Here is a 22,366-nt window from a genome sequence, read left to right on the forward strand (position 1 = left end):
CGCTGGTCTCGCTGGTCTCGCTGGTCTCACTGTCGATCCCGGCGCTCCGCCTCACCCGCCTCCCCCTGGCCGGGCGTGGAGTACCTGTGCCTGAGCATTCCCCGGCAGATCCCCGTGTTCGCCTCGATCCCGACCCGGACCGTCCGGGCCTTGCGCAGATGCAGGGGCAGACCCTCGGCGGCGACGGCCGTACCGGTCGCCGGGTCCAGCAGCAGCGGGGCACTCGGTCCCGCGGGCAGGCCGAGCTCGGCACGGCGTCCGCGCAGCCGGTCGAGCCGCGCCGACGGGGGAATCTCGGCCAGCGTCATGTCCGCCAGTTCGCCGGGCGTCCTGCCCTCCGCCAGCAGCGGGCGGCAGACCTGCTCGGTCCCGGCGAGCACGGCCTTGCGGAGGAATCCCGCACGCAGCTCGTCGAGTTCTCCGGCCGCCTCCTCGCCGAAGGAGCCGGCGAAGCCGGCGCGGGCGGCCACTCCCTCGTTGATGATCGCCGCGGCGAAATGGTCCTCAAGCTCCACTCGCACGCACCGCAGTCCCTCCAGCGCGGACACGGCGTCGTACGCGTCGGCGACCATCAGGAAGGCGAAGTTGGGCGCGCAGAAGTAGGTCGGCAGGCGCAGGGTCACCGTGGCGTCCCCGTCGTCCGACACCTCGCAGGACGCGACGAACCCGAGCGGGACGATGGACTCGTCCAGCTCGGGATCGCGCACCGTGGCCAGCGCGACGAGCACACGTGACCGCCCGGTCATCGTGGGCACGCTCATCCCCGCGACACCAGTTGCGCGTCGTCCTCCGCAGCCGGGGCGCCCTGCCCGGCGTCCAGCGCGCACTCGGCGGGCACCTCGATGTCGTAGAGCCGCGCCGCGTTCAATCCGAGGATCTTCTTCTTCGTCGCCGTCGTCACCGCCGGGTAGTCCGAGTACTCCTCGCCCGGGTAGTCCCAGTCGACGAGACCCTCGATCTGCCAGCGGGGCTCCCAGATCCCGTAGTCGCTGCCGAAGGTCATCTTGTCCTCGCCGACCCAGAAAAGCAGCTCCCCCATCACCTTCGCGAAGAACCTGGGCCGTGCGTGCATGAGGCCGCCGACGACCACGGAGAGTCCCGCGTACACGTTCGGCTCCTGGGTCGCCATGAAGCAGAAGTCCTCGATACGCGGCAGTCCGACATGCTCGACGATGAAGTTGAGTCCCTGGAAGTCCGTGGCGGCGTGATCGACGTCGGAGACGTCGAAGGCGTCCTTGTCCAGCGGCCAGATCGTCGGTCCTTTGTGGACATGGACGTTGCGGATGCCGAGCTCCTGCGCGGCCTCCAGGAACCGGTACGTCTCCGGGTCGGAGAGTTTCCAGCCACGGGAGCCGTTACGCCACTCCGCGGTGTAGAGCTTGACGCCGATCGCCCCGTACCGTTCGACGTCGCGGCGCAGGGTTTCCAGTCCGGCGTCACCCTCCCGCGGGTCGAACCGGGTGTTGACGACGAACTTCCCGGGATGCCGCTCCCCCAGTTCGGCGTTGCGCTCGGTGGTGTTGAACCCTTCCCGGTACCACTCCTTGAGGTAGGTCGGCTGGAACACCGCCACGTCCACGTATCCGTTGGTGAAGACGTCGGTCATCAGGTCGTCCTCGGAGTATTTCCGGAACTTCTCGATCCCCCAGTGTGTCTCCGGCGGCCCGAGCCCCTGGTAGGCGTGGAAGCACTCGATCCAGCCCTTGGCGTACTGTTCCGCGCCGGCGACCCAGTTGTCCGGGGCCGCGTTCCAGAAGTGCATGTGGCTGTCCACCACGAAGTACTTCTCGCCGTTCTTTTCGTACACGGTGCCCTCCTGTGGGAGTCGGCGAACCGGGAACCCGCCGCGCACCGGCGGACCCGGCACGCGGCGGGCAGGGTCAGCCCGCCGAGAGGTCGAAACCGAGTTCCTCCGCGGCGTCCTCCGGATTGGCGAACATGATCGTCCGGTCGTCCTCGTGGATCATCCGGCCGTAGTGGGTGGACATGTTCTCCTCGAACTCCGCGGCGTCGAAGAACCCCGGCTCCTCGCCGAGCGCCTCGGAGATCTCGTCGTAGTCGAACTCCATCCGGCGGACGGCGTCCACCCGGATCATCGAGGGCAGCGGAGTGACCTGAACCCCCTCCTTGCCCTTCATCACCTCGGCGACGACGACCCCGACCTGGTTGTTCATCAGCGTGACACCGCACATGTTGGAGGCGGTGCTGTCGGACTTGAACGGGCTTTCCGCCGTGCGGTAGGTGCTCACTGCGCCAGCTCCTTCGGGTTGGGCAGGCCGAGGCCCGCCAGGATGCCGCTGAAACGGTTCTTCGCCCGGTCCAGACCGTCCTCGAATCGGGGCGGTTTGGCGTCCGGCTGCGACCACAGTGGCTGCAGCGTCCTGGCCGCCGAGATGCACCGGGGCACCCAGGTGGACAGCCACTGCCCCATCAGTGCGATGTTGTGCTCGGCGAACTCCTTGTCGTTGGTCAGGAGTTCGAACATCGCCTTGGTGTAGCGCAGGTCGCGCTCGGCGAAGTCGTACTCACCCGCACCGACGACGGTCGGCGTGACGAAGTCACCGTTGCCCGGTGCCGCCTGCTGCACCAGGTTGCTGCGGAACAGTTCGCCGACGAGTGGTTCGAACACGATGTTGGCGGCGAAGATCGCCTCGCACCAGTCGTCGATCCCGGTGAGCTGCTCGGCGGTCCGGCGGACCCCCTGCCACGCCGGATCCTCGTTCCACGCCTCCACGTGCGCGTCGCCCTCGAAGCCCTCGATCTCCTCGGTCAGCGTCAGGTTGTACAGCGCGAGGTCCTGCGCCGCGCGGATCCGGTGCATGCTGTTCACCGAGATCGCGTTGTTGTGCATGTTGGTGGGCGCCCTGCGGTTGGCGTTGGCGAACAGGTACAGCCCCAGACCGTGGTCGACGTGCATCCAGGCACCGACGTTGCGGGCGACGAACTGCACCCAGTTCGGGTTCCACTGCTCGAAGGCCTTCGACTGGCGCGCGGCATCGATGTTCTGGGTGAGCTGGCGGACCACGTTGGAGTTGTAGCGGTAGAGGGTGAGTTCCCATTCCTCGTTGGGATCACGGAACTCGTGCCAGCCATGCGCGGGCCATTCGTAGCCCTGCCCGCCGGAGCCGGCGAACCGTTCCGGCACCGGCCGGTCCGAGCCCCACGCCTTCAGCGCGGTCCACTCCAGCGGGTAGCCGCCGCGGCCGTCGGCGAACCCGTAGAGCCAGCCCTGGCTCAGGTAGTGCCGGGGGTCGGGCTGGACCTCGACGGTCACGTCCTCGTAGTGGGTCTGCTTGCGCTTCTTGGGGACGAAGTAGTTGTACCGGCGGGCGAGCGAATCGGGGAACTCCTTGGCGCCCGCCTCCGCGTCGGTGAACACCGGCTTCGGGACGCTGCGTTCTGCTGCGGTTGTCATCGGGTACTTCCCTCACCTCTCGGATAGGCGGGCGCGGCACGAACGCCGCCCTCGGCACATGGACTCACGGATCGGTCGGATCGGACGGGTCACCGGTGGTCGTGAACTTGTCGTAGAAGATGCGCTTGTCGGAGACGCCGAGCGAAGGGAGCAGTTCCACGGCCGCCTCGACCATCGGCGGCGGGCCGCAGACGTAGGCGTCCGCACCGGCGAGATCGCTCTCCCGCCTGCGCAGCACGTCGGTGATCAACCCGACCTCACCGGACCACTCCTCGTCGTCACCCGGCTCGGAAAGAGCGGGCACGAAGGTGAAGCCGGGCAAGGTCTCCTCCAGTGACCGCAACTCCTTCTCGAAGCACAGGTCCGCCATCCGCCGGGCTCCGTAGTAGTAGGTCGCCTTCCGGTCGAGCCCGCGCTCGGACATGGACCGGAGCAGGGACAGGATCGGCGCCATTCCCGCGCCACCACCGACGAAGACGAGATCGGCCTGCGGGGCGTCGCGCAGGGTGAAAACCCCGAACGGACCCGTCAGGTCGAGCCGGTCGCCCACGCTGACCGCCGAGGCGAGGAACTCGGAGAATGCGCCGCCCGGATAGATCCGGATGACGAACTCCAGCGTGCCGTGCTCCCGGCTGGACGTGTTGGCCATCGAGAACGACCGGCTGTGCTCGGTTCCCGGGACCGCGATGTCCACGTACTGGCCGGGAAAGAACCTGATCTCGTCCGGCTCCAGCAACCGCAGCACCAGGTGCCGCAGATCATGCGTGACCGGTTCGTTGGCCACCACCTCGGCCACCGCCCGCACTATCGGCAGGCCCGACCTGATCATCTCCTCGTCGTAGTTGAGCAGTTCGATGGTCAGGTCCTCGTAGGCATGCGCCCGGCAGAGCAGAGTGAAACCCTCGTCCAGCTCGTAGTCCGGCAGCGCGAACGTGGAATACCGGTCGTGCTCGACGTCCTCGCCGTCGAGGATGAAGGACTTGCAGGAGGCGCACTGCCCCTCCTTGCACCCGTGCATCAGCATGACGCCCTGTTCCGCGGCTGCGCGCAGGATCGTCTGGTCCTCGTCGACCTCGATCTCGATTCCTACCGGCTCGAATCGCACGACATGCTTGTCCGCCATGTCTCCCTCACGCTGTGGTGGGGTGGGCGGGACCGGCGACGCCGGCCCCGCCCACGCGCTCTGGTCCGATCAGGCTTCCGCGGGCGCCCGTCCGGCGGGCCCGCCGCGTACGTACCGGGCGGCGAACGCGTCGCGCTCGGCCGGCGTCATCTCGTTGAGCAGCACGTTCGGACTCTGCAACGGCGGGCACCGGCGCAGGTGGTCGAGCGTCCACATCTTCGAGGGATCCAGGTTCAGATGCGGCTGCGCGACCATGGTCTTGCCGTCGTCCCGTACGAAACCCATGTCCTGCACGACATCGGCCCAGTTCCACCCGTGATAGAGCGTCTCCCACTCGCGGGCGCCGGTCAGCTTGCCCATGTTGGGCGTCTCCCGGCCCTGGTAGGTCGGACGGAACGCGGTCTCGTCGGTCCACCGGCACATCTCGTGGCAGTAGGTGCGCCACTGCCCGTCGACCTCGGCCATCACCATGTCCTCGCGGACGAGGCACGGCACCATGCAGGTCCAGCAACGGTGCGGGTACTCGTAGTTCACGTCCTCGAAGACGATCGGATTGTGCCCGTTCGGCGTGGCGAGACGGTTGTAGTTCTCCCACCACTTTCCGTACCGGTCGTACCAGCCCGGATACTTGAACTCGAACCATTCGAAGTCGGTATCGGTCATCGGGTCGATCCGCCAGTAGTTGGCGAGCCAGCCGGTGGCGAAGAACTGCGCCACCTCGTGCACGTAGCCCTTGTTCCAGATCTGGTTCCAGGACTCCTCAATGAGGTCGTGCGGAATGACCAGTCCGTACTTCTCCAGCGGGACCAGATAGCTGCGGTAGTAGTCGTCGTAGATCCAGCGGCGCCACATCTCGGCGTAGCTGTCCCGTTCCTTGCGGCGGTCCTTCGTGCCGTACTCGATGAAGGTGCCGATCGCCGCGTCGACGACGCGGTGGTTGTTCCACCATGCGTACCGCAGATCCCGTTCGAGGAGCTGGTGGTTGCTCTCGTCGGACAGCGCCATCAGCAGTGTCGCATAACCGTTGCTGATGTGCCGGGACTCGTCGGACTGCACCGAGTGGAACACCGTCGGCAGCAGGTAGTCACCATTCGCGGCGGCCTCCGCGGGCATCGCGACGAACAGGGTGTTGGTGAACGCCGTCTCGGCGACGATGGTCAGGTAGATGCTGGCGGCGGTGATCGCGTCACCGGTGATGAACCCCTCGGCGAACTGCCTGCCGATGGTGCCGCAGTAGTCGCTCTGGAAGTTGCGGAGGCTGCTGTTGAAGCCCGCCGGGTCGATGTAGTTGTTCATGTAGAGGCGCTTCAGGTTCTGCTGGATCGTCGAGTGCCGGACCTCGTCGATCATCTGGATCGCCTGGCCGTTGTGCAGTTCCGGATTCGGCACCGTGTTGAACAGCAGCGGCATGGCCCGAGCGGCCGAGATCTCCGGCAGCGGGATGATGCTCAGGAACAGCTTCTGCCATTCCAGCCAGCGCTCCTGGACCTGGCGGAACATGTTCCCGCGAATGGCGCCGTCGGACGCGCCGTAGACCCGGTGGTCCTTCTCCTCCTGCATGGGGAAATAGGAGCGGAGAACCTGCTTCAGTGGATCCTTTTTCTTCGCCTTCTGGAACGTGTAATCGGTACCGTACTGCGATACCGGCTCGTGGTAGGCCGGTTCCCAGGACAGTTCCTGGATCTTCTGGTGGGCTTTCGCCACACTCTGGCGGCTCATTGGCACTCCTTACCCGTCGTTCGGGTTCGACGCTGACGTTTCATGCCTGCTGCCCGGGTCGCGCCGGCGTCTGCGACGCCTCGTCGGCGACCATCGCGCGAATGTCTGGGACAGACCGTCTGGTCAGGTGAAGTACACATCGGCGCGGATGTGTCGCGGGTCTCAACTTGAGACGACCTCGGATACGACTCGAACGGCTCACCGATCGCCGAGGACCGCCTGCCGCAGTTCCGCCAGCCTGCCGTCGTCGTCCCGCAGCGCCCGTTCGTTTCCCTCGAACACGGGCTCGATACCGAAGGCACGCAACAGTTCCGTGGCAGGCGGTCCGGGATCGCCCGCCTCACCGAGAACCGGATGCAGCCCGCGGTCGGCGAGATGATGGAAGACGAGATTGACGATGGTCCACGGGTTGCAGGTCTCCGCGGACTCTTCGCCGGCTCCGGTCATGGCGGCACCCTTTCGTCGGCAGAGCGGGGCCGCCCACCGACCGGCGCGCGGCGGTACTCGTATGACACGGCGGAGTCGCCGGAGCCGGGGTCTCATTTTGAGACGACGCGGAGCGCACATGTCCCACTACTATCGAGGGACGACGCAGTCCTGGACCCGCCTGCGGCGCCGCACACCTGCCGAAGACGTCAGGAGGGCACACCGGTGACCGGCACACCCCGAGCGGCGGCACCGGCCGGTGACGGCCGGCTTGCCCGAGCACGAGTGCGATTCCTGACCGACGAACAGGTGGACCCGCACGACGTACGGGACACCATTCTGGCGTCCTGGTGGCGTTCGCAGCAGTGGAACGTCACGGCCGACCGCGTGCAGCAGCCCTACGTCTGCGACCTCGACACCGGGCTGCCGCTGACCCGCAGCGCCGAACCGATCCTGCGCCGTCTCAGCGAACATCTCGACGGGCAGTCGATCAGCGTCATCCTCACCGACCAGTCCGGCGTGGTACTCAGCCGCATCACCGGGGACGGCGAGCTGAACCGGCACCTGGACACCATCCGGCTCGCACCGGGGTTCAGCTACGCGGAGGAGTTCGTCGGCACGAACGGCATCGGTACCGCCCTCGAAGCGGGCGCGCCCATGCACGTCTTCGGGCACGAGCACTACGCCGAATACCTGGACAACCTCGCCTGCGCGGGTGCCCCGATCCAGCACCCCATCACCGGGAAGACCGTGGGTGCCGTCGATCTCACCTGCTGGCGACGTGATGCCGACCCGTTGCTGATCACCCTTGCCCGGACCGCGGCCGACCAGATCCGGCAGGCGCTGTTGCTCGACAGCGGGGTGCACGAACTCGAACTGTTCCACGCCTACCTGCAGGCATGCCGCCGGACGAACGGCATGGTGCTGGCCGTCAACGACGATGTGGTGATCATGAACCACGCCGCCAGGCAGCTTCTCGACCCGGCCGACCAGTCGGTCCTGCTCGGGCACGCCGTCGAGGTGCTCACCGGACGGCGCCGCGCCCCGGTGCTGGTGGACCTGCCGACCGGGCGCACCGTCCGGATGGCCTGCCGGCCGGTGCGTGACAGCGACCGGGACGCGGGCGGGATCGTGCACGTCAGCCCCATCGAGCCCGGACAGTCCGCGGGCACCACCCAGTTGCTGCGCATGTTCCTGCCCGGCATCGTCGGTGCGGGCGCGCTGTGGATCCGCGCCTGTCACGAGGTCGACCGCGCCTATCGTGCCGGCGAGTGGCTGGTGCTCGGCGGTGAGCCGGGGGCGGGGAAACTGGCGCTGGCGAAAGCGGTGCACCACCGGTATAACGCTGCGGGCAGGCTCAGGATCGTCGACGCCGCGGACGCGGACGGCCCGGACTGGATCTCCACGGTGCGTTCGGAGTTGACCGAGCACCCCGCGGGCGCGCTCGTCGTCCGCCGGGTGGACAGGCTGGACGAGCCGAGTCTCGAAGCCCTGACGTCGGTGCTGCGGGAGGCTCGTTCCCGGCACGGCACCGATCTGCCCTGGGTCGCGGTGACCCAGGTGCAACCCGAACGGCCCAGTCCGGGACTCGCCGACCTGTGCGAACTGTTCCCCTGCACGGTGGAGATCCCGCCGTTGCGCCACCACGTCGAGGATCTGCGCGAACTCGTGCCGTTCCTCCTGTCCAGGCTCAGCAGCGGAGGGGCGCTGATGTGCTCCCAGGATGCGATGCAGTTGCTCCTGCGGTCCGATTGGCCGGGCAACGTCGAGCAGCTTTTTCAGGTACTCAAGCGGGTGGTGCGGCGGCGTCGTCGTACCGGTTCGATCCAGGCCCACGATCTGCCTGCCGAGTACCACACGGTGAACCGGCGTGCGCTGACGCCACTGGAGGCGATGGAGCGCGACGCCATCGTGCGCGGCCTGCTCGACAGCGGCGGTAACAAGGTGCGCGCTGCCACCGCGCTCGGCATGTCCAGGGCGACGATCTACCGCAAGATCCACGACTACGGAATCGTGCTCCCCCACCACTGAGATCAGATTCACGCGGGTGCCTCCGGCCCCACCCGAGGAGGCGCCTGGGCTTCGGGCGGGCCGCTTGTCGCTGTGGCTCGGTGAAGGGTTCATATCATCGGGGTGTTCTCGGGTTTCGGGCACGCCTTCGGCGGGCCGTGTGAAACTGTCGCTCCTCGGGGCGTTCGCCGTTGCTGGTCACCAGCGACAGTTCCCCACGGGACGGGTTTCTCGGTTCCGTATTCTTCGGCGCGGGTTGGTTGTCGCGTTTGCTTGGCGTGTCTCACTTGGTGCCGTTCCCTTGTTGTGGCTTGCGGTTTTCTTTTAGCAACTTTGGACGTCCGCGCGTGGCTCTGGGTGGCAATGCTGTCTGGCTCCTGTTCGGACGGGGGTGTGGCGTCTGGCTGTATGGGCGCGGATGCGCTCCGCTACGTCACATAGGGGCATCGTGGTACCTGTCCGGCATGCGGTCTCGCCGCACTGTGGCGCGGGTTCGGTGTCGCCTTCCGGAGAGGAGTATTGCCGTCGCCGACGGCCCGTACCACCATTGTTCCGCGATCGTCACCGCCTATAGAACGGTTACCATGGCATCCCGCATCGCTCGAACATCAAAGTCCGCACGAATGGCACATTCGTATGTGCGAGTGCTCGATGGTGTGATTGGAATTGTTCGGCGGTGTCGGTAGAATGGGTTCATGATCAGTGGGGGATCTGTTGAGGTTCGGTTGGCTGCGATTCTTGATATGGATTCGCGGGAAACGGTGCGGGTTGATCACGGGGGTCTGGCCGGTGTTCGACTGTCTTCGTTGTCGGCGCGTGGGCTTCTTCGGGTGATGCGCGATGCCGAGGTCGCCCGATCGCGTGCCGAGGCTGTGCAGGTGCGGGCGGTGGCTCGGTTCGCGGCGTTGTCGGAGGAGTCGCGCGGGGTGGCGGCGGAGGTCGCGTTGACCCTGGCCACCACCGAGCACCGTGCACAGCGGATGGTGGCGATGGCGCAGGCGTTGACTTCTCGGCTGCCCGCGACGTTGGCTGCTCTGGACACCGGCACCATCGATGCGTACAAGGCATCCAAGATCGTGGATGCGACGAATCCGTTGTCGGACGAGCAGGCCGCTGCCGTGGACGCGGCGATGGTGGGTCGGCTCGACGGGCGGAATCCGTCCAGCATTCGCCGCGCCGCCGTGCGGCAGGTCGCTGTGATCGATCCGGACGGGCATGCTGAGCGGGGGCGGAAGCGGCGTCTGGAACGCAGCGTGCAGTTGGTGCACCAGGACGACGCCATGAGCACCCTGATCGCCGATCTGCCTGCCGAGACCGCCACGGCGATCTACGGGCGCGTGGACCGGATCGCGAAAACCCTGCGCGGTGGGGGCGAAACCCGCACCCTGGAACAACTACGCGCCGACGTGTTCGCCGAACTGTGCCTCGGTCACCGCACCGCCGAGACACGTACCGAAGTGTTCGTGCACGTCGCCGCCACCACCCTGGCCGGGGCCGACGACCATCCCGCCGAGCTGTCCGGTCACGGGCCGGTACCGGCCTGGCTGGCCCGCCACCTCGCCACCCGCCCGGACTCGGTGCTACGCAAGGTCGTCACCGACCCAGTCACCGGAACCGTGCTCGACCTCGGACGCAGCCGCTACCGGCCACCCGCCGCACTGGCCGAGTGGGTGAAGGTACGCGACCGGGAATGCCGGATGCCGGGTTGCCACCGGCCATCCCACGCATCCGACATCGACCACACAGACGACTGGGCACGAGGGGGCAAAACCAGCGCCGCGAACCTGACCGGACTCTGCCGACGACACCACCGCCTCAAGGTTGTTCCCGGCTGGCACTTCCGGCAGGACGACACCGGCACCCTGCACGTCAGGACCCCCACCGGGACACACCACCAGAGCCGACCGGAACCCCTCCATTCCGCTCCACCGTTCTGAACAGCCCGAGCGACAACCGGACGGCAGCGACCTCACAGACCCGGTGAACGCGGGCCGGCCATCAGCAGGCACCGCGACCCGACCAGTATCGGTGCCGGACGGCGATCCGCGAACCGCCCGGCGACGCTCACCCTGGCGACCCCCCGCAGCCGAAAGCCGCCAACCACCGAAACCCGAACCCCGCCGCGTCGGCCAAGGCCCCGGCAGCAGAACCAGCAACAGGCCAACGGACCTCACAATTGCCGCAACTCCGCCCGCAACGACACCGACCGGCCCACCAACGGCAAACCCGACGCCGGACCCCGCGGCCATCGTTCCACCCCAGACATCCATCCACAATGGATGGTCGCGGGGATTCGCGATCAGCCCACCGGTGCGGGCCGTTCCGCCTCCCGCACCAGATTCCGGGCCATGACCGAGAACACCAGGTCATGGGCCGGCTTCTGCAGCAGCCAGTACAACCGCCCCGCCACCCCCCGAGGACGGAACCGCACCGTCTGCTCGTACCGGCTACCGCCGTCACCGGAAGGCACGGCACGCATCGTCAGGGTCGTCACCCCCGGCATCCGCATGTCCGCGCGCAGAACCAGCCTGCGAGCCACCGGATCACACTCGCGCACCGTCCAGAAATCGACGGCGTCCCCGGGCGAGACCTCCGCCGGACGGCCTCGGTACAGCCCGATGCCACCGAGCGCGTGGTCCAGCGCACCCCGCAAGGTCCACACCAGCGGCAGGGTGTACCAGCCGTTGTCCCCACCGACCCCGGCGATGACCCGCCACAGCGATGCCGGGGCCGCCGCGGAGTCCACCGACCGTGCGTCCACATACGGTGCGGCGGTGCCGGCACGTACCGGCACCGGCCTGGGCTCCGCACAGCGGGCGATCGCCCGGTCCACGCTCGACAACCCACCCGGCGGATCGGCGATGTGCCGGGCGATGCCATGTTCCGCCGTGTCCAGATCATGTTCGAGCGAACGGAACAACGGACGCGCCACCACCCCCGGCACCGAGGTCACCAGCCCCGCCAGTACCGCCGAGAGTTCGTGCGACCACACCGGCACGGGCACCGGTAACCGCCAGGGCAGACCAAGAGTCCGCGCGCACCGCTGGACGAGTTCGAGATAGCTCAGCGACTCCGGGCCGTTCAGATCGAACACCCCGTTCACCGGGGCCGGCATGCCGGCAGCCGTGACCAGATAATGCAGAACGTCGTCCACCGCGATCGGCCTGCTACGCCGGGACATCCACCCCGGACGCGGCACCAGTGGCGACAACCGGGTGAAGGTGCGCAGCAACTCGAAACTCGCCGACCCGGCACCGATGATCATCGACGCCTGCAGCACCAGTGCCGGGGTGCCGCCACCGGTCAGGATGTCGCCCACCTCGGCCCGCGACCCGAGATGCTCGGAGACGTCCCTCCCGTCGTGCGGTCTCGCACCGCCCAGGTAGACGATCTGCCGGACACCGGCGCTCGCGCACTCCCGGACGAGAATCTCCGCCGCCTCCCGATCGATCGACGCGAAATCCTGACGGGACAGCGAATGCACGAGGTAGTAGACGACCTCGACCCCGCGGAGCGCACGCCGCACGTCACCCTCATCGGTCGCGTCCCCGACCACCGTCTCCACACCGGCGGGCGGCCGGAACGACGGCCGGGCGCCGCGCGCCATCGCCCGCACCTCATGCCCGTCGCCGGCCAGGCGCTCCACCAGCGCGGTGCCGACATAACCTCCCGCACCCACCACCAGGCAACGTGTCATCATTCGTCTCCCGTCCGCGCCGGCAGGCGGGGCCGCCGGACCATCGCGGCCCGCTCGCCGCCGCACGCTGCCAGTCTGCGGTGTGCGCGCCCCCTCCGCTCGGCACGACCGGCCCGCGCGGCGAACCCCGCGCTCGGGGAACGGAATCTGTCGTACCCCGGCCCTAGTGTCGGCGCATGGACTGGAAAATCGAACTCGTCGCCATCCCCGTCACCGATGTCGATCGCGCCAAGGCCTTCTACGTCGACCAGGTGGGCTTCGTCGCCGACCACGATCACCAGGTGCACGACACCCTGCGCTTCGTTCAGCTCACACCCCCGGGATCGGCCTGCTCGATCGTGCTCGGCACCGGCATCACCGAGATGCCCCCGGGTGCACAGCAGGGGCTGCAGATGGTGGTCTCCGATGTCGCCGCCGCCCGCGCGCGATTGCTGGCGAAGGGCGTCGAGGCGAGCGAGATCGACGAGCAGCCGTGGGGCTCGTTCGTGACTTTCGCGGACCCGGACGGCAACACCTGGGTGTTGCAGCAACTGCCCGCCCGCGACTACACATGACCACCGGGCAGGGCGCGCGAGCGAACGCCGCCTCCGCCCGCGGCATCAGCGCCTCCGCCCGGCAGGGTGAGCCACCATCGCCGGTCGAACCACGCCGGCCAGCGGAGCCGGGCCATCGGCGGCGATCGTGAGCGGACCGTGGTCCCGCCCGCCGGGCTGCCTGACTCCGCCGGGGTCCAGCGCCGGAAAACTCCCGTCCGGTCCACAGCCGCCCAGTCCACAGTGGACCATTGGATCGGTGGCGGTCCGCCGCGGCCGGTGACTACACTCGGCCGGACACGGTGGTGGGACTCGCCGTACCCGAACCGCGGCCTACGCGCCGCCAACGGTCCCTGCGGTGACATCGCTCCCGGACGTTCCGGGAGCCGCAGCGGCACGCCCAGGAGACGATCATCGCCACCGACGGTTCCGGCACCCCGACCGGCCTCCCGGCCACCCTGGCCGCGGTCTCCGTCGGCGGGGTTCTCGGTGCCCTCGCCCGCTACGCGATCACCCTCGCCTGGCCGTCCGCTCCCGGCACGTTTCCCTGGGCAACCGTGATCGTCAATGCCTCCGGATGCCTCGCGATCGGGGCGTTCCTGGTCGTGATCACCGAGTATCGGACGGCCCACCCGCTGCTGCGGCCGTTCGCCGCGACCGGACTGCTCGGCGGCTACACCACGTTCTCCGCGTACTGCGGCGACATCGTGGGACTCGTCGCCGAGGGCAGGCCCGGCCAGGCCATCGGCTACCTCGCGCTGACGGCCCTGTCCGCCATGGCCGCCGTCGTCTGCGCTGCCAAGGGCACCCGGGCCGTGCTCGGCGGGCGCACACGATGACGGGTGCGCTCCTCGTCGCGGCCGGCGCCGCCATCGGCGCGCCACTGCGTTACCTGGTGGACCGCGCCGTCGGCGCGCGGTACAGCGGCCGCTTCCCGTGGGGCACCTTCGCCGCTAACGTCGCGGGCAGCCTGGTACTGGGCATGCTCACCGGTGCCACGCTGGCCGGTGCGGCGGGCCCCGGCTGGCAGGCTTTCCTCGGCACCGGACTGTGCGGCGCGCTGACGACGTACTCGACCTTCTCCTTCGAGACCCTGCGGCTGGCCGAGTCCGGCGCGCGGGGGCTGGCACTCGCCAACGTCAGCGGCACGGTCGTGGCCGGGCTCGCCGCGACCTACGCCGGCCTCGGCGGCGCCTCCGCGCTGCTCGGGTGACCCGGCGGCGATCAGCGGGAGCGGTGTGCGCGCGGCGGAAGCCGGTGCAGTTCCACCTCACCCAGCCCGCCGTCGGCGATGCGCGCGGTCAGGTAGGTGTGGTGCGGCTGGCGCCTTCGATCGGTCGGCGACCCCGGATTGAGCAGTCGCATACCCGCGCCGGTGACGCTGTCCCACGGGATGTGACTGTGCCCGAACACGAGCACATCGGCGTCGTCGATCATCCGGTCGCACCTGGCTTCGCGGCCGGACGCCGCGCCCGTCTCGTGCACCACCGCCAGCCGCACGCCGCCGAGATCCACCCGCGCGACCTCCGGCAGCCGCGCCCGCAGGGCCGGGCCGTCGTTGTTGCCGTACACGCCGACGAGCCTGCGCGAGTGTTCCTGGAGGGCGTCGAGGGTCGCCAGGTCCACCCAGTCCCCCGCGTGGATCACCACGTCCGCGCGACCCGCCTCCTGCCAGACCTCCTCGGGCAACCTTCGTGCGCGCACCGGCAGATGGGTGTCGGCGATGATGAGCAGGCGCACGATTCGCGTCCCCCGTCGAGTCGGTTCCCGGTGCCGGAAAGCCTACGGCGGTTTTCTCCCCGGCCGTACGGGTAGCCCCCGGGTGAGCACATCACCGGTGAAGGAGGTCAGCGATGCGGCGACAGCGTGTGGTGATCGTGGGCGGCGGGTTCGCCGGCCACCACGCGGCGAAGGAGCTCACCCGGCTCCTGCCCGCCGATGAGCACGAGATCGTGCTGATCAACCCGACCGACTACTTCCTCTACCTTCCGCTGCTGCCCGAGGTCGCGGTGGGCATCCTGGATCCGCGGCGGGTGTCGGTGTCGCTGCCCGCGACCCTCCCCGGTGTGCGGCTGGCGCTCGGCGAGGTGACGCAGGTCGATCCGGCGCGGAACACGGTGACCTACACCGACCCGGAGGACGTCACCAAATCCCTGCACTACGACCGGCTGATACTCGCCGTCGGCAGTGTGAACAAACTGCTGCCCATCCCGGGCGTCGCCGAGCACGGGCACGGATTCCGCGGGGTACCGGAGGCGCTGTACCTGCGCGACCACGTCACCCGGCAGATCGAACTCGCCGCCGACACCACGGACCAGCGGGAGCGGGACGCCCGCTGCACCTTCGTCGTCGTGGGCGCCGGGTACACCGGTACCGAGATCGCCGCGCAGGGCCCCGACTTCACCGCCTCGCTCGCCCGCAGGCATCGAGAACTCGACGGGCAGTCGATTCGCTGGCAACTGCTCGACGTCGCGCCGCGGGTGCTGCCGGAACTCGATCGCAGGCTGTCCAGAACGGCCGACCGAGTTCTGCGCGAGCGTGCGGTGGACGTGCGCATGGAAACCTCGGTGGACGAGGCGACCGCCGAGGGCGTCACCCTCACCACGGGCGAGAAGGTGCCCACCCGGACGCTGGTGTGGTGTGTCGGTGTACGACCGGACCCGCTCGTCGACGATGTCGGGCTGGAGACCGTCCGGGGCAGGTTGCTGGTCGACCCGGACCTGCGGGTTCCCGGCCACCCCGAACTGTTCGCCTGCGGTGACGCCGCGGCGGTACCGGACCTGACCCGCGAGGGCGAGTACACCGCGATGACCGCCCAGCACGCGGGACGCCAGGGCACCCTCGCCGGACGCAACGTCGCGGCCTCACTGGGGTATGGCCACACCCGTCTGTACAAGCACCACGACCTCGGATTCGTCGTCGACCTCGGTGCCCGTGCCGCGGCGGCGAACCCGTTGCGCATCCCGCTGTCCGGTCTGCCCGCCAAGGCGGTCACGCGGGGCTACCACCTGCTGGCGATGCCCGGAAACCGGTTGCGCACGGCCGTGGACTGGGCGCTCGACGCGGTCACCAGCAGGCAGACGGTGCAACTCGGGCTGGTCCGGTCCGGGGCCGTGCCGCTGGAGACATCCTCGCCGGAGGTCCCGCACCTGCGGGACACGGCGGACGACGGCCGCCGAGTGCGGTCGGGAACCGGGAAGGAGACGCGATGAACGAGCGAGGACAGGATGCCGTGGAGCATGCCCTCTCCGGAATGGAGTACCCGTGCCGTCGCGAGGCGCTGATGCGGCACGCGGCCTCCAACGGTGCCGACGACGACACCCTGGGACACCTGGGTTCGCTGACCGGCGATCACTTCGACGATCTCGCGGCCGTGCGGGAATCGCTGCGACACAAGGATGGCAGGGCAGGCGACTAGGGATTCTCGCGCAACCGGTGTGGTCGCGGTATTCGCGCCGAGGCGACGGCCGGCGGCGATGGCGGGAAGCCCGGATACGACACCGGCACGACGACGTCCCGCTGCCGTGCGGCCACGGCCTCGATCACGAATCCCGTCGCCCGAGAATCACCGCACCCGCGTTAGCCCGGGACGTCGTCGCCGCCCGTTCCCGCCACACCGGCGACGAAACGCTCGGCGAGGAGCCGCAACTTGACCTGCTCGCGCTGCGACTGCTCGACCAGCAGGGCGAACGCGGAATCCGCGTCGATCCGCCGCGCGGCCATGATGATGCCCTTCGCCTGGTCGATGACGGCACGGGATTCGAGTGCCGTTCTGAGCTGCCCGGCGAGCGCCCGTGCGTCCAGGTAACGCGAGGCTGTGCGGAGCCCGGCTTCGACGGCGGTCGTGTACAGCTCCAGCAGTGCCGCCTCGGCCTCGAAGAAGCCGTGCGCCTGGCGCCCGTAGAGGTTGATCGCCCCGGAGTGGACGTTGTCGATGACCAGCGGTGCCGCGAGGTAACTGCGCACTCCGGCCCGGCGAGCACTCGCGGCGAAGGCGGGCCAGCGTTCGTGTGCCTCCTCGACATCGACCCGGACGACCTTGCCGGTGGTCGCCGCCTCCAGGCAGGGCCCGTCGCCGACCCGGTACTGGTCGGCGTCGACCTCGGAAACCGTCTCGTCGGTGATGGCCGCCGTCGTGGGCTTGCCGTCCCGCAACAGCGTCACTCCCGCCATGTCCGCACCGGGCACCGCCTCCGTGGCGTGCTGGCAGACCCAGCGCAACATCGCGGGCAGGTCGTCCGCACGGTCGAGCATCTCCGTCAGTGACTCGATCGCCCCGGTGACGTCGTCGATGTGCCGCAGCGACACCTCGGCGTCCTGGCTTCTCGCTTTCGGCATCGCGTCGGAGTCCATCTCCGCTGACCTCCCCGGTTGACGAACGGTCCCGCACGGCCCGGCCGTTGCCGGGGCGATCGAGTCCATGCAACCACATCCGCGCCCGCCGGAGTGCCGGGCGACTCGGTCACGTTCCGTGCGGTGACCTGTCGCACCGGCGCCCGCACGATTGCGCGGCCGGCTCGCGGGGTAAACCGCGTACAGGTGGACGCGGGTACCCGGGTGCTCACGGACACCAGGCCCCCGATTCTCAGACCGCGAGAGCCGGGGGCCGCCCGCACGCGGAACCGCCGATCGCCGCACCATCACGACGAACGCCGCACATCGCTGCTCGGTTCGGGTCACCGGCCGGCGACAGAGCGTGCTCCATTCGAGTGGTCACGCGGGAGCACCGTCACATGGGCGCCGCCGGTGGCGTTTCCTGTTATCTGTCACTGGGGCGACAACCATTGGAGGCGATCATGGACACGTTGCGGGACCGCGACCTTTGATCGAAAGGCACCGCGGGTGCCCGCCCGTCATGGCCGGGCACCCGCGGCCGCCGCCCGCACCTCGCCGGGTCAGCCGGCGCTCTCCCGCACCGTCTCCGTCCGCGCCGTCTCCAACCGGGCCGTGTGCGTCGGGCCGTCCGGTACCCGCGCCGGGCGCATGCCGTCCATTTCCTTGCGCAGCACCGGAATCACCTCCTCGCCGAGGAGGTCGAGCTGCTCGAGGACCGTCGTCAGCGGCAGTCCGGCGTGATCGAGCAGGAAGAGCTGCCGCTGGTAGTCGCCGAAGTGCTCGCGGAAGGTGAGCGTCTTGTCGATGACCTCCTGCGGGCTACCGACCGTCAGCGGGGTCTGCTCGGTGAACTCCTCCAGCGAGGGGCCGTGACCGTAGACCGGGGCGTTGTCGAAGTAGGGCCGGAACTCACGGACGGCGTCCTGCGAGTTCTTCCGCAGGAACACCTGACCGCCGAGGCCGACCGTCGCCTGATCTGCCGTGCCGTGCCCGTAGTGCTCGAACCGGGCCCGGTAGAGCTCGACGAGCCGGATGAAGTGTTCCTTGGGCCAGAAGATGTGGTTCGCGAAGAAGCCGTCGCCGTAGTACGCGGCCTGCTCGGCGATCTCCGGGCTGCGGATCGAGCCGTGCCAGACGAACGGGGGCAGCCCATCGAGAGGCCGGGGCGTCGAGGTGAACGAGCGCAGCGGGGTGCGGAAGCGCCCGTCCCAGTCCACGGACTCCTCCCGCCAGAGGCGGTGCAGCAGGGCGTAGTTCTCCAGCGCCAGCGGGATGCCGTCGCGGATGTCCTTGCCGAACCACGGGTAGACCGGGGCCGTGTTGCCGCGGCCCATCATCAGGTCGACGCGGCCACCGGCGAGATGCTGCAGCATCGCGAAGTCCTCGGCGATCTTCACCGGGTCGTTGGTGGTGATCAGCGTCGTCGACGTGGACAGAATGATCCGCCGGGTGCGGGCGGCTACGTACCCGAGCATCGTCGTGGGCGAGGACGGCACGAACGGCGGGTTGTGGTGCTCTCCGGTGGCGAAGACGTCCAGCCCGACCTCCTCGGCCTTCTGCGCGATCGTGACCATCGACGTGATCCGCTCCGCCTCGGACGGGGTGTGGCCCGTCGTCGGGTCGGTGGTCACGTCGCCGACCGTGAAGACTCCGAACTGCATGACAGGTCCCCTCTCCGCATTGGTAGTTGAGTGCTCAACTATACCTTCCGGTCAACCGTTCGCCCATCCGCGGTATTCCCCGCCGTCTCCGGCCGCATCCGGCGGGAGTCATAGGATCGCCGGGCCCGGCGCGCACGTGGCGGGCTCCGTGTCGAGAGGACCTCGCGTGACTGTGCCCGGGCCCGCCCGTGACCCGTGGATCCGGCGGTTCCATCCCGCGCCGGACGCTCCGGCCCGACTCGTCTGCCTTCCGCACGCCGGTGGCGCGGCCGGCTACTTCTTCCGCCTGTCCCGGTCACTGCCGCCCGCCGCCGAGGTGCTCGCCGTGCAGTACCCGGGCCGCCAGGACCGTTCCGCGGAACCGCCGCTGGGCGACATCGTCCGCACCGCCGAGGCGGCGCTGCCCAGCGTGCGCGCGGCGGCGGACCGGCCGCTCGCGCTCTTCGGGCACAGCATGGGCGCCCTGGTGGCCTTCGAACTCGCCCGGGGACTGGAGCGTGCCGGGGCCCGGGTCGACGCGCTGTTCGTCTCCGGCATGCGGGCACCGACCTCGCCGTTCGGCGGGAGCCTGCACACCGCCGATGACGAGACCCTGCTCGAGGACGTCCGCGCCCTCGCCGGGACCGACCAGCGGATCCTCGAGTACGACGAGCTGCTGAAGCTGGCACTGCCGTCGATCCGCGGCGACTACCGGGCCGTCGAGACCTACCGCTACCGACCCGGCCCGCCGCTGCGCTGTCCCATCGTGTCGATGATCGGTGACACGGACCCGAGAGTGCTGGCCGAGACCGCGGCGGGCTGGGCAGGTGAGACCAGCGCGGCGTACCGGCTGGAGACCTTCGGCGGCGGGCACTTCTACCTCGACAACCACTGGAACGCGATCGTCACGCTGCTCGGAGAGCAGCTCCGCGAGTCCGCGCGCCACACCTGAGACGCCGCCGTCGATATCACGGTGAGTTACCCTTATCGCCGCCCGTAACCGATCCTCGCTGGTGGCGGATCCGCGAGAATCGCCCACCGACCTGCTCGACGTTTACTTCCCGTGTGCATCGGGCAGCTACAAGAGAGACGACGAACAGCCTCGGGAGTTGCCATGAACACCAGATTCGACACCACCGCCGCCGCCACCGCCCGCCCGAACTGGAGTGCCGAGGGCGCCACGGTGATCAAGCGCGGCCTGCGCCGCCTCGCACAGGCCGGTCTGATGAGCACCGCGGAGCGCGACCGGCTGCTGGCCAGGATCACCGCCCTGCCGATCCGCCCGGCGCGCTGACCCCTGCCGGGTACCGGCGGCAAGTTCCCGCCGGGCGGGGGCCCGTAGTGCGGCGGCCACCCCGGGCGGTTCACTTTTGCCTCACCTGCGGGACGGCAGAATCGGACATCCCGGAAGGAGACCGATGCCGCCCGCCCCGCCCTCGCCACGATCACACCCGGATGTCCCCTCGCTCGCACCCGCCGACGCCGCACGGCCGTCCACGCTGCCCCTGCTGGGCCTGGCCGCGGTCGTGCTCGGCGCACTGCTCGTCGCCGCGCTGCAGGTGCTCCCGCCGACCGACACCATCAGCCCGATCCGCCGCACCATCAGCGAGTACGCCCTGACGACCAGCAAGTGGGTGTTCGACGCGGGCGTCCTGCTGGTCGCCCTCGGCTCGGCGGTCGTCTTCCTCGGCCTGGTCCGCCGGGGCCCGCTCCTCCCCCGCTCTGCGGCCTGTCTGTTCGGCGGACTGTGGACGCTGAGCCTGCTGGTCATCGTCGTCTTCCCCAAGCACAACTGGTCGGTCGGACCGAGTATCGGCGGCAACATCCACCGGGTCGCCAGCATCGTCGCGTTCGTCTGCCTGCCGCTGGCCGTCGTGGCCGCCGCGCGCACCGTTCTCGCGCACACGGCGGTCCGCAGGCGGATCGCGCAGGCGCTCGGCGTGACGGCCCTGCTGTGGTTCGTCCCGATCGTCATCGGCATCGTCCGGATGATGGGTGGCGGCGAGGCCTGGTGGCGGTTCGTGCCTCTCGGCCTGGTCGAGCGGCTGATGGCGGTGAACGCCCTTCTCGCGGTCGGTTTCCTGGTAATCGCGGCCGTCCTGCCGCGCCGGCTGGACATGAGGCAGGTCACAGCCCAAGCTTGACGGCTAGCGGTACGTTTCTAAGCGCTTGCTTAGCCGTCAGGCCGACCCCAGGAGGAAATCCGTGTCCGAGTCCCACTCCCGCGTCGCGATCGTCACCGGAGCTGCCCGCGGTATCGGTGCCGCGATCGCGAAGCGGCTCTCGTCCGACGGATTCGCCGTGGGCCTGCTCGATCTCGACGAATCCGCCTGTGCCGCGGGTGCCGAGGCGATCACCGCCGCCGGTGGCAGGGCCGTCGGCGTGGGGCTGGACGTCAGCGACGCCGCCGGCGTGGAGGCTGCCGTCGACCGGGTCGCCGCGGAACTCGGCGCGCCCACCGTGCTGGTCAACAACGCGGGCATCACCCGGGACAACATGCTCTTCAAGATGACCGAGCAGGACTGGGACTCCGTGCTCGGCGTGCACCTGCGCGGGTCGTTCCTGATGAGCCGGGCGGCCCAGAAGCACATGATCGACCAGAAGTGGGGCCGGATCGTGAACCTGTCCAGCACCTCGGCGCTGGGCAACCGTGGTCAGGCGAACTATTCCGCCGCGAAGGCGGGGATGCAGGGCTTCACCAAGACCCTCGCCATCGAGCTGGGCAAGTTCGGCGTGACGGTGAACGCCATCGCGCCGGGCTTCATCGTCACCGACATGACCGCGGCGACCGCGGAGCGCGTCGGCATGGGCTTCGAGGACTTCCAGAAGGCCGCGGCCGAGCAGATCCCGGTCCGCCGGGTCGGCAGGCCGGAGGACATCGCGAACCTGGCGTCGTTCCTCGTCTCGGAGGACTCGTCGTTCATCTCAGGGCAGGTCGTGTACGTGGCGGGCGGGCCCACCGACTGACCCGCCCCACCGGGCACGCACACACGAGGGAGCAACCAATGAGGGTCTTCTCCGGACTGGACGAACTCGAGTCCGCTGTCGGCGAGCACCTTGGCCACAGCGACTGGCACACCGTGACACAGGACCAGGTGGACACCTTCGCCGACGCGACCGGTGACCACCAGTGGATCCACGTGGACGCCGAACGCGCGGCGGCCGGGCCGTTCGGCGGGACGATCGCCCACGGATACCTGACCCTGTCGCTGATCCCGATGCTGGCGGCGGGGATCTATCGGGTCGACGGCGTCACCATGGGCATCAACTACGGCCTCAACAAGGTCCGCTTCCCCAGTCCGGTGCCCGTCGGGGCGCGCATCCGCGGCGGTGCCGAGCTGCTGGAGGTCAGCGACGCCGGGAAGACGACCCAGTCCATCGTCCGCTGGACCATCGAGATCGAGGGTGCGGACAAGCCGGCCTGCGTCGCCGAGATGGTCGCGCGCTTCACCGCCTGAGCCCGGAAGC

General features: G+C 69.1%; 23 protein-coding genes. 12 read left to right on the forward strand and 11 right to left on the reverse strand.

All coding sequences use genetic code 11. From position 1 onward, the window contains the following. Positions 1 to 26: 26 nt before the first annotated feature. The 7 genes from CFN78_RS14890 to CFN78_RS14920 form a co-directional block, all read right to left on the reverse strand. Positions 27 to 761 carry a metal-sulfur cluster assembly factor gene (locus tag CFN78_RS14890; RefSeq protein ID WP_240519459.1) on the reverse strand — a complete coding sequence of 245 codons (735 nt, stop codon included), beginning with the start codon at positions 759 to 761 and terminating at the stop codon, positions 27 to 29. Then, entirely contained in the window at positions 758 to 1,807 is a 1,050-nt protein-coding gene (locus CFN78_RS14895; protein ID WP_094863395.1) for an amidohydrolase family protein, read from the reverse strand. Before CFN78_RS14895 ends, CFN78_RS14890 begins: the two co-directional genes overlap by 4 nt. 73 nt (positions 1,808 to 1,880) lie before the next feature. After that, the gene (mimD, locus tag CFN78_RS14900) at positions 1,881 to 2,249 is read right to left on the reverse strand and encodes a propane 2-monooxygenase effector subunit MimD (RefSeq protein ID WP_094863396.1); all 369 of its coding nucleotides are present in this window, start codon (positions 2,247 to 2,249) and stop codon (positions 1,881 to 1,883) included. Further along, a complete protein-coding gene (locus CFN78_RS14905) occupies positions 2,246 to 3,415 on the reverse strand; it encodes a ferritin family protein (RefSeq protein ID WP_094863397.1) in 1,170 nt (389 codons plus the stop codon). The genes mimD and CFN78_RS14905 overlap by 4 nt, the downstream gene beginning before the upstream one ends. 64 nt (positions 3,416 to 3,479) lie before the next feature. After that, entirely contained in the window at positions 3,480 to 4,538 is a 1,059-nt protein-coding gene (locus tag CFN78_RS14910; RefSeq protein WP_094863398.1) for an FAD-binding oxidoreductase, read from the reverse strand. A gap of 69 nt (positions 4,539 to 4,607) precedes the next feature. Beyond that, positions 4,608 to 6,257 (reverse strand): ferritin family protein, encoded by a 1,650-nt coding sequence (locus tag CFN78_RS14915; protein ID WP_094863399.1) that lies wholly within the window; start codon positions 6,255 to 6,257, stop codon positions 4,608 to 4,610. A gap of 198 nt (positions 6,258 to 6,455) precedes the next feature. After that, entirely contained in the window at positions 6,456 to 6,704 is a 249-nt protein-coding gene (locus CFN78_RS14920; protein WP_094863589.1) for a hypothetical protein, read from the reverse strand. Between the two features lie 204 nt (positions 6,705 to 6,908). On the opposite strand from CFN78_RS14920, the gene CFN78_RS14925 reads away from it, so the two are divergent. Both CFN78_RS14925 and CFN78_RS14930 read left to right on the forward strand, forming a co-directional pair. Next, positions 6,909 to 8,714 carry a sigma-54-dependent Fis family transcriptional regulator gene (locus CFN78_RS14925; RefSeq protein ID WP_240519460.1) on the forward strand — a complete coding sequence of 602 codons (1,806 nt, stop codon included), beginning with the start codon at positions 6,909 to 6,911 and terminating at the stop codon, positions 8,712 to 8,714. A gap of 812 nt (positions 8,715 to 9,526) precedes the next feature. Then, positions 9,527 to 10,630 (forward strand): HNH endonuclease signature motif containing protein, encoded by a 1,104-nt coding sequence (locus CFN78_RS14930; protein WP_094863400.1) that lies wholly within the window; start codon positions 9,527 to 9,529, stop codon positions 10,628 to 10,630. A 362-nt stretch (positions 10,631 to 10,992) separates the two neighbouring features. Here CFN78_RS14930 and CFN78_RS14935 read toward each other — a convergent pair whose 3' ends face one another. After that, positions 10,993 to 12,390, reverse strand: a complete 1,398-nt coding sequence (locus CFN78_RS14935; protein WP_240519462.1) for an SDR family oxidoreductase — start codon at positions 12,388 to 12,390, stop codon at positions 10,993 to 10,995. A gap of 176 nt (positions 12,391 to 12,566) precedes the next feature. Here CFN78_RS14935 and CFN78_RS14940 point away from each other — a divergent pair, with 176 nt between their 5' ends. The 3 genes from CFN78_RS14940 to crcB all read left to right on the forward strand — a co-directional run bounded on the left by CFN78_RS14940 (position 12,567) and on the right by crcB (position 14,136). Beyond that, positions 12,567 to 12,944 carry a glyoxalase superfamily protein gene (locus CFN78_RS14940; RefSeq protein WP_094863402.1) on the forward strand — a complete coding sequence of 126 codons (378 nt, stop codon included), beginning with the start codon at positions 12,567 to 12,569 and terminating at the stop codon, positions 12,942 to 12,944. Between the two features lie 437 nt (positions 12,945 to 13,381). Next, positions 13,382 to 13,762 (forward strand): fluoride efflux transporter FluC, encoded by a 381-nt coding sequence (locus CFN78_RS14945; protein ID WP_205660531.1) that lies wholly within the window; start codon positions 13,382 to 13,384, stop codon positions 13,760 to 13,762. Then, positions 13,759 to 14,136 carry a fluoride efflux transporter CrcB gene (gene crcB / locus CFN78_RS14950; protein ID WP_094863404.1) on the forward strand — a complete coding sequence of 126 codons (378 nt, stop codon included), beginning with the start codon at positions 13,759 to 13,761 and terminating at the stop codon, positions 14,134 to 14,136. The genes CFN78_RS14945 and crcB overlap by 4 nt, the downstream gene beginning before the upstream one ends. An 11-nt stretch (positions 14,137 to 14,147) precedes the next feature. On the opposite strand, the gene CFN78_RS14955 is transcribed toward crcB, so the two are convergent. Next, positions 14,148 to 14,663: a metallophosphoesterase family protein gene (locus CFN78_RS14955; protein ID WP_094863405.1), complete on the reverse strand. Its 516-nt coding sequence runs from the start codon at positions 14,661 to 14,663 to the stop codon at positions 14,148 to 14,150. A gap of 113 nt (positions 14,664 to 14,776) precedes the next feature. Here CFN78_RS14955 and CFN78_RS14960 point away from each other — a divergent pair, with 113 nt between their 5' ends. Continuing rightward, the gene (locus CFN78_RS14960; protein ID WP_094863406.1) at positions 14,777 to 16,135 is read left to right on the forward strand and encodes an NAD(P)/FAD-dependent oxidoreductase; all 1,359 of its coding nucleotides are present in this window, start codon (positions 14,777 to 14,779) and stop codon (positions 16,133 to 16,135) included. Beyond that, a complete protein-coding gene (locus CFN78_RS14965) occupies positions 16,132 to 16,341 on the forward strand; it encodes a DUF2795 domain-containing protein (protein WP_094863407.1) in 210 nt (69 codons plus the stop codon). The genes CFN78_RS14960 and CFN78_RS14965 overlap by 4 nt, the downstream gene beginning before the upstream one ends. A 161-nt stretch (positions 16,342 to 16,502) precedes the next feature. Here CFN78_RS14965 and CFN78_RS14970 read toward each other — a convergent pair whose 3' ends face one another. After that, on the reverse strand, positions 16,503 to 17,276 hold the full coding sequence (locus tag CFN78_RS14970) for an ANTAR domain-containing protein (RefSeq protein ID WP_420807883.1): 774 nt from the start codon (positions 17,274 to 17,276) through the stop codon (positions 16,503 to 16,505). A 542-nt stretch (positions 17,277 to 17,818) separates the two neighbouring features. Further along, positions 17,819 to 18,919 carry an LLM class flavin-dependent oxidoreductase gene (locus CFN78_RS14975; protein ID WP_094863408.1) on the reverse strand — a complete coding sequence of 367 codons (1,101 nt, stop codon included), beginning with the start codon at positions 18,917 to 18,919 and terminating at the stop codon, positions 17,819 to 17,821. 166 nt (positions 18,920 to 19,085) lie between these two features. Here CFN78_RS14975 and CFN78_RS14980 point away from each other — a divergent pair, with 166 nt between their 5' ends. From CFN78_RS14980 to CFN78_RS15000, 5 genes are all read left to right on the forward strand, one after another. After that, positions 19,086 to 19,850, forward strand: coding sequence for a thioesterase II family protein (locus tag CFN78_RS14980; protein ID WP_240519463.1), 765 nt, complete (start codon positions 19,086 to 19,088; stop codon positions 19,848 to 19,850). Positions 19,851 to 20,012: 162 nt separating this feature from the next. Then, positions 20,013 to 20,192 carry a hypothetical protein gene (locus tag CFN78_RS14985; RefSeq protein ID WP_094863409.1) on the forward strand — a complete coding sequence of 60 codons (180 nt, stop codon included), beginning with the start codon at positions 20,013 to 20,015 and terminating at the stop codon, positions 20,190 to 20,192. A 124-nt stretch (positions 20,193 to 20,316) separates the two neighbouring features. Beyond that, complete coding sequence (locus CFN78_RS14990; protein ID WP_094863410.1) at positions 20,317 to 21,042, forward strand: DUF998 domain-containing protein; 726 nt, start codon at positions 20,317 to 20,319, stop codon at positions 21,040 to 21,042. A gap of 61 nt (positions 21,043 to 21,103) precedes the next feature. Beyond that, the gene (fabG, locus tag CFN78_RS14995; protein ID WP_094863411.1) at positions 21,104 to 21,865 is read left to right on the forward strand and encodes a 3-oxoacyl-ACP reductase FabG; all 762 of its coding nucleotides are present in this window, start codon (positions 21,104 to 21,106) and stop codon (positions 21,863 to 21,865) included. A 38-nt stretch (positions 21,866 to 21,903) separates the two neighbouring features. Then, on the forward strand, positions 21,904 to 22,356 hold the full coding sequence (locus tag CFN78_RS15000; protein ID WP_094863412.1) for a MaoC family dehydratase: 453 nt from the start codon (positions 21,904 to 21,906) through the stop codon (positions 22,354 to 22,356). Positions 22,357 to 22,366 lie beyond the last annotated feature (10 nt).

Origin of the sequence: Amycolatopsis antarctica, from assembly GCF_002262875.1 — a bacterium.
Taxonomy (GTDB): Bacteria; Actinomycetota; Actinomycetes; order Mycobacteriales; family Pseudonocardiaceae; genus Amycolatopsis; species Amycolatopsis antarctica.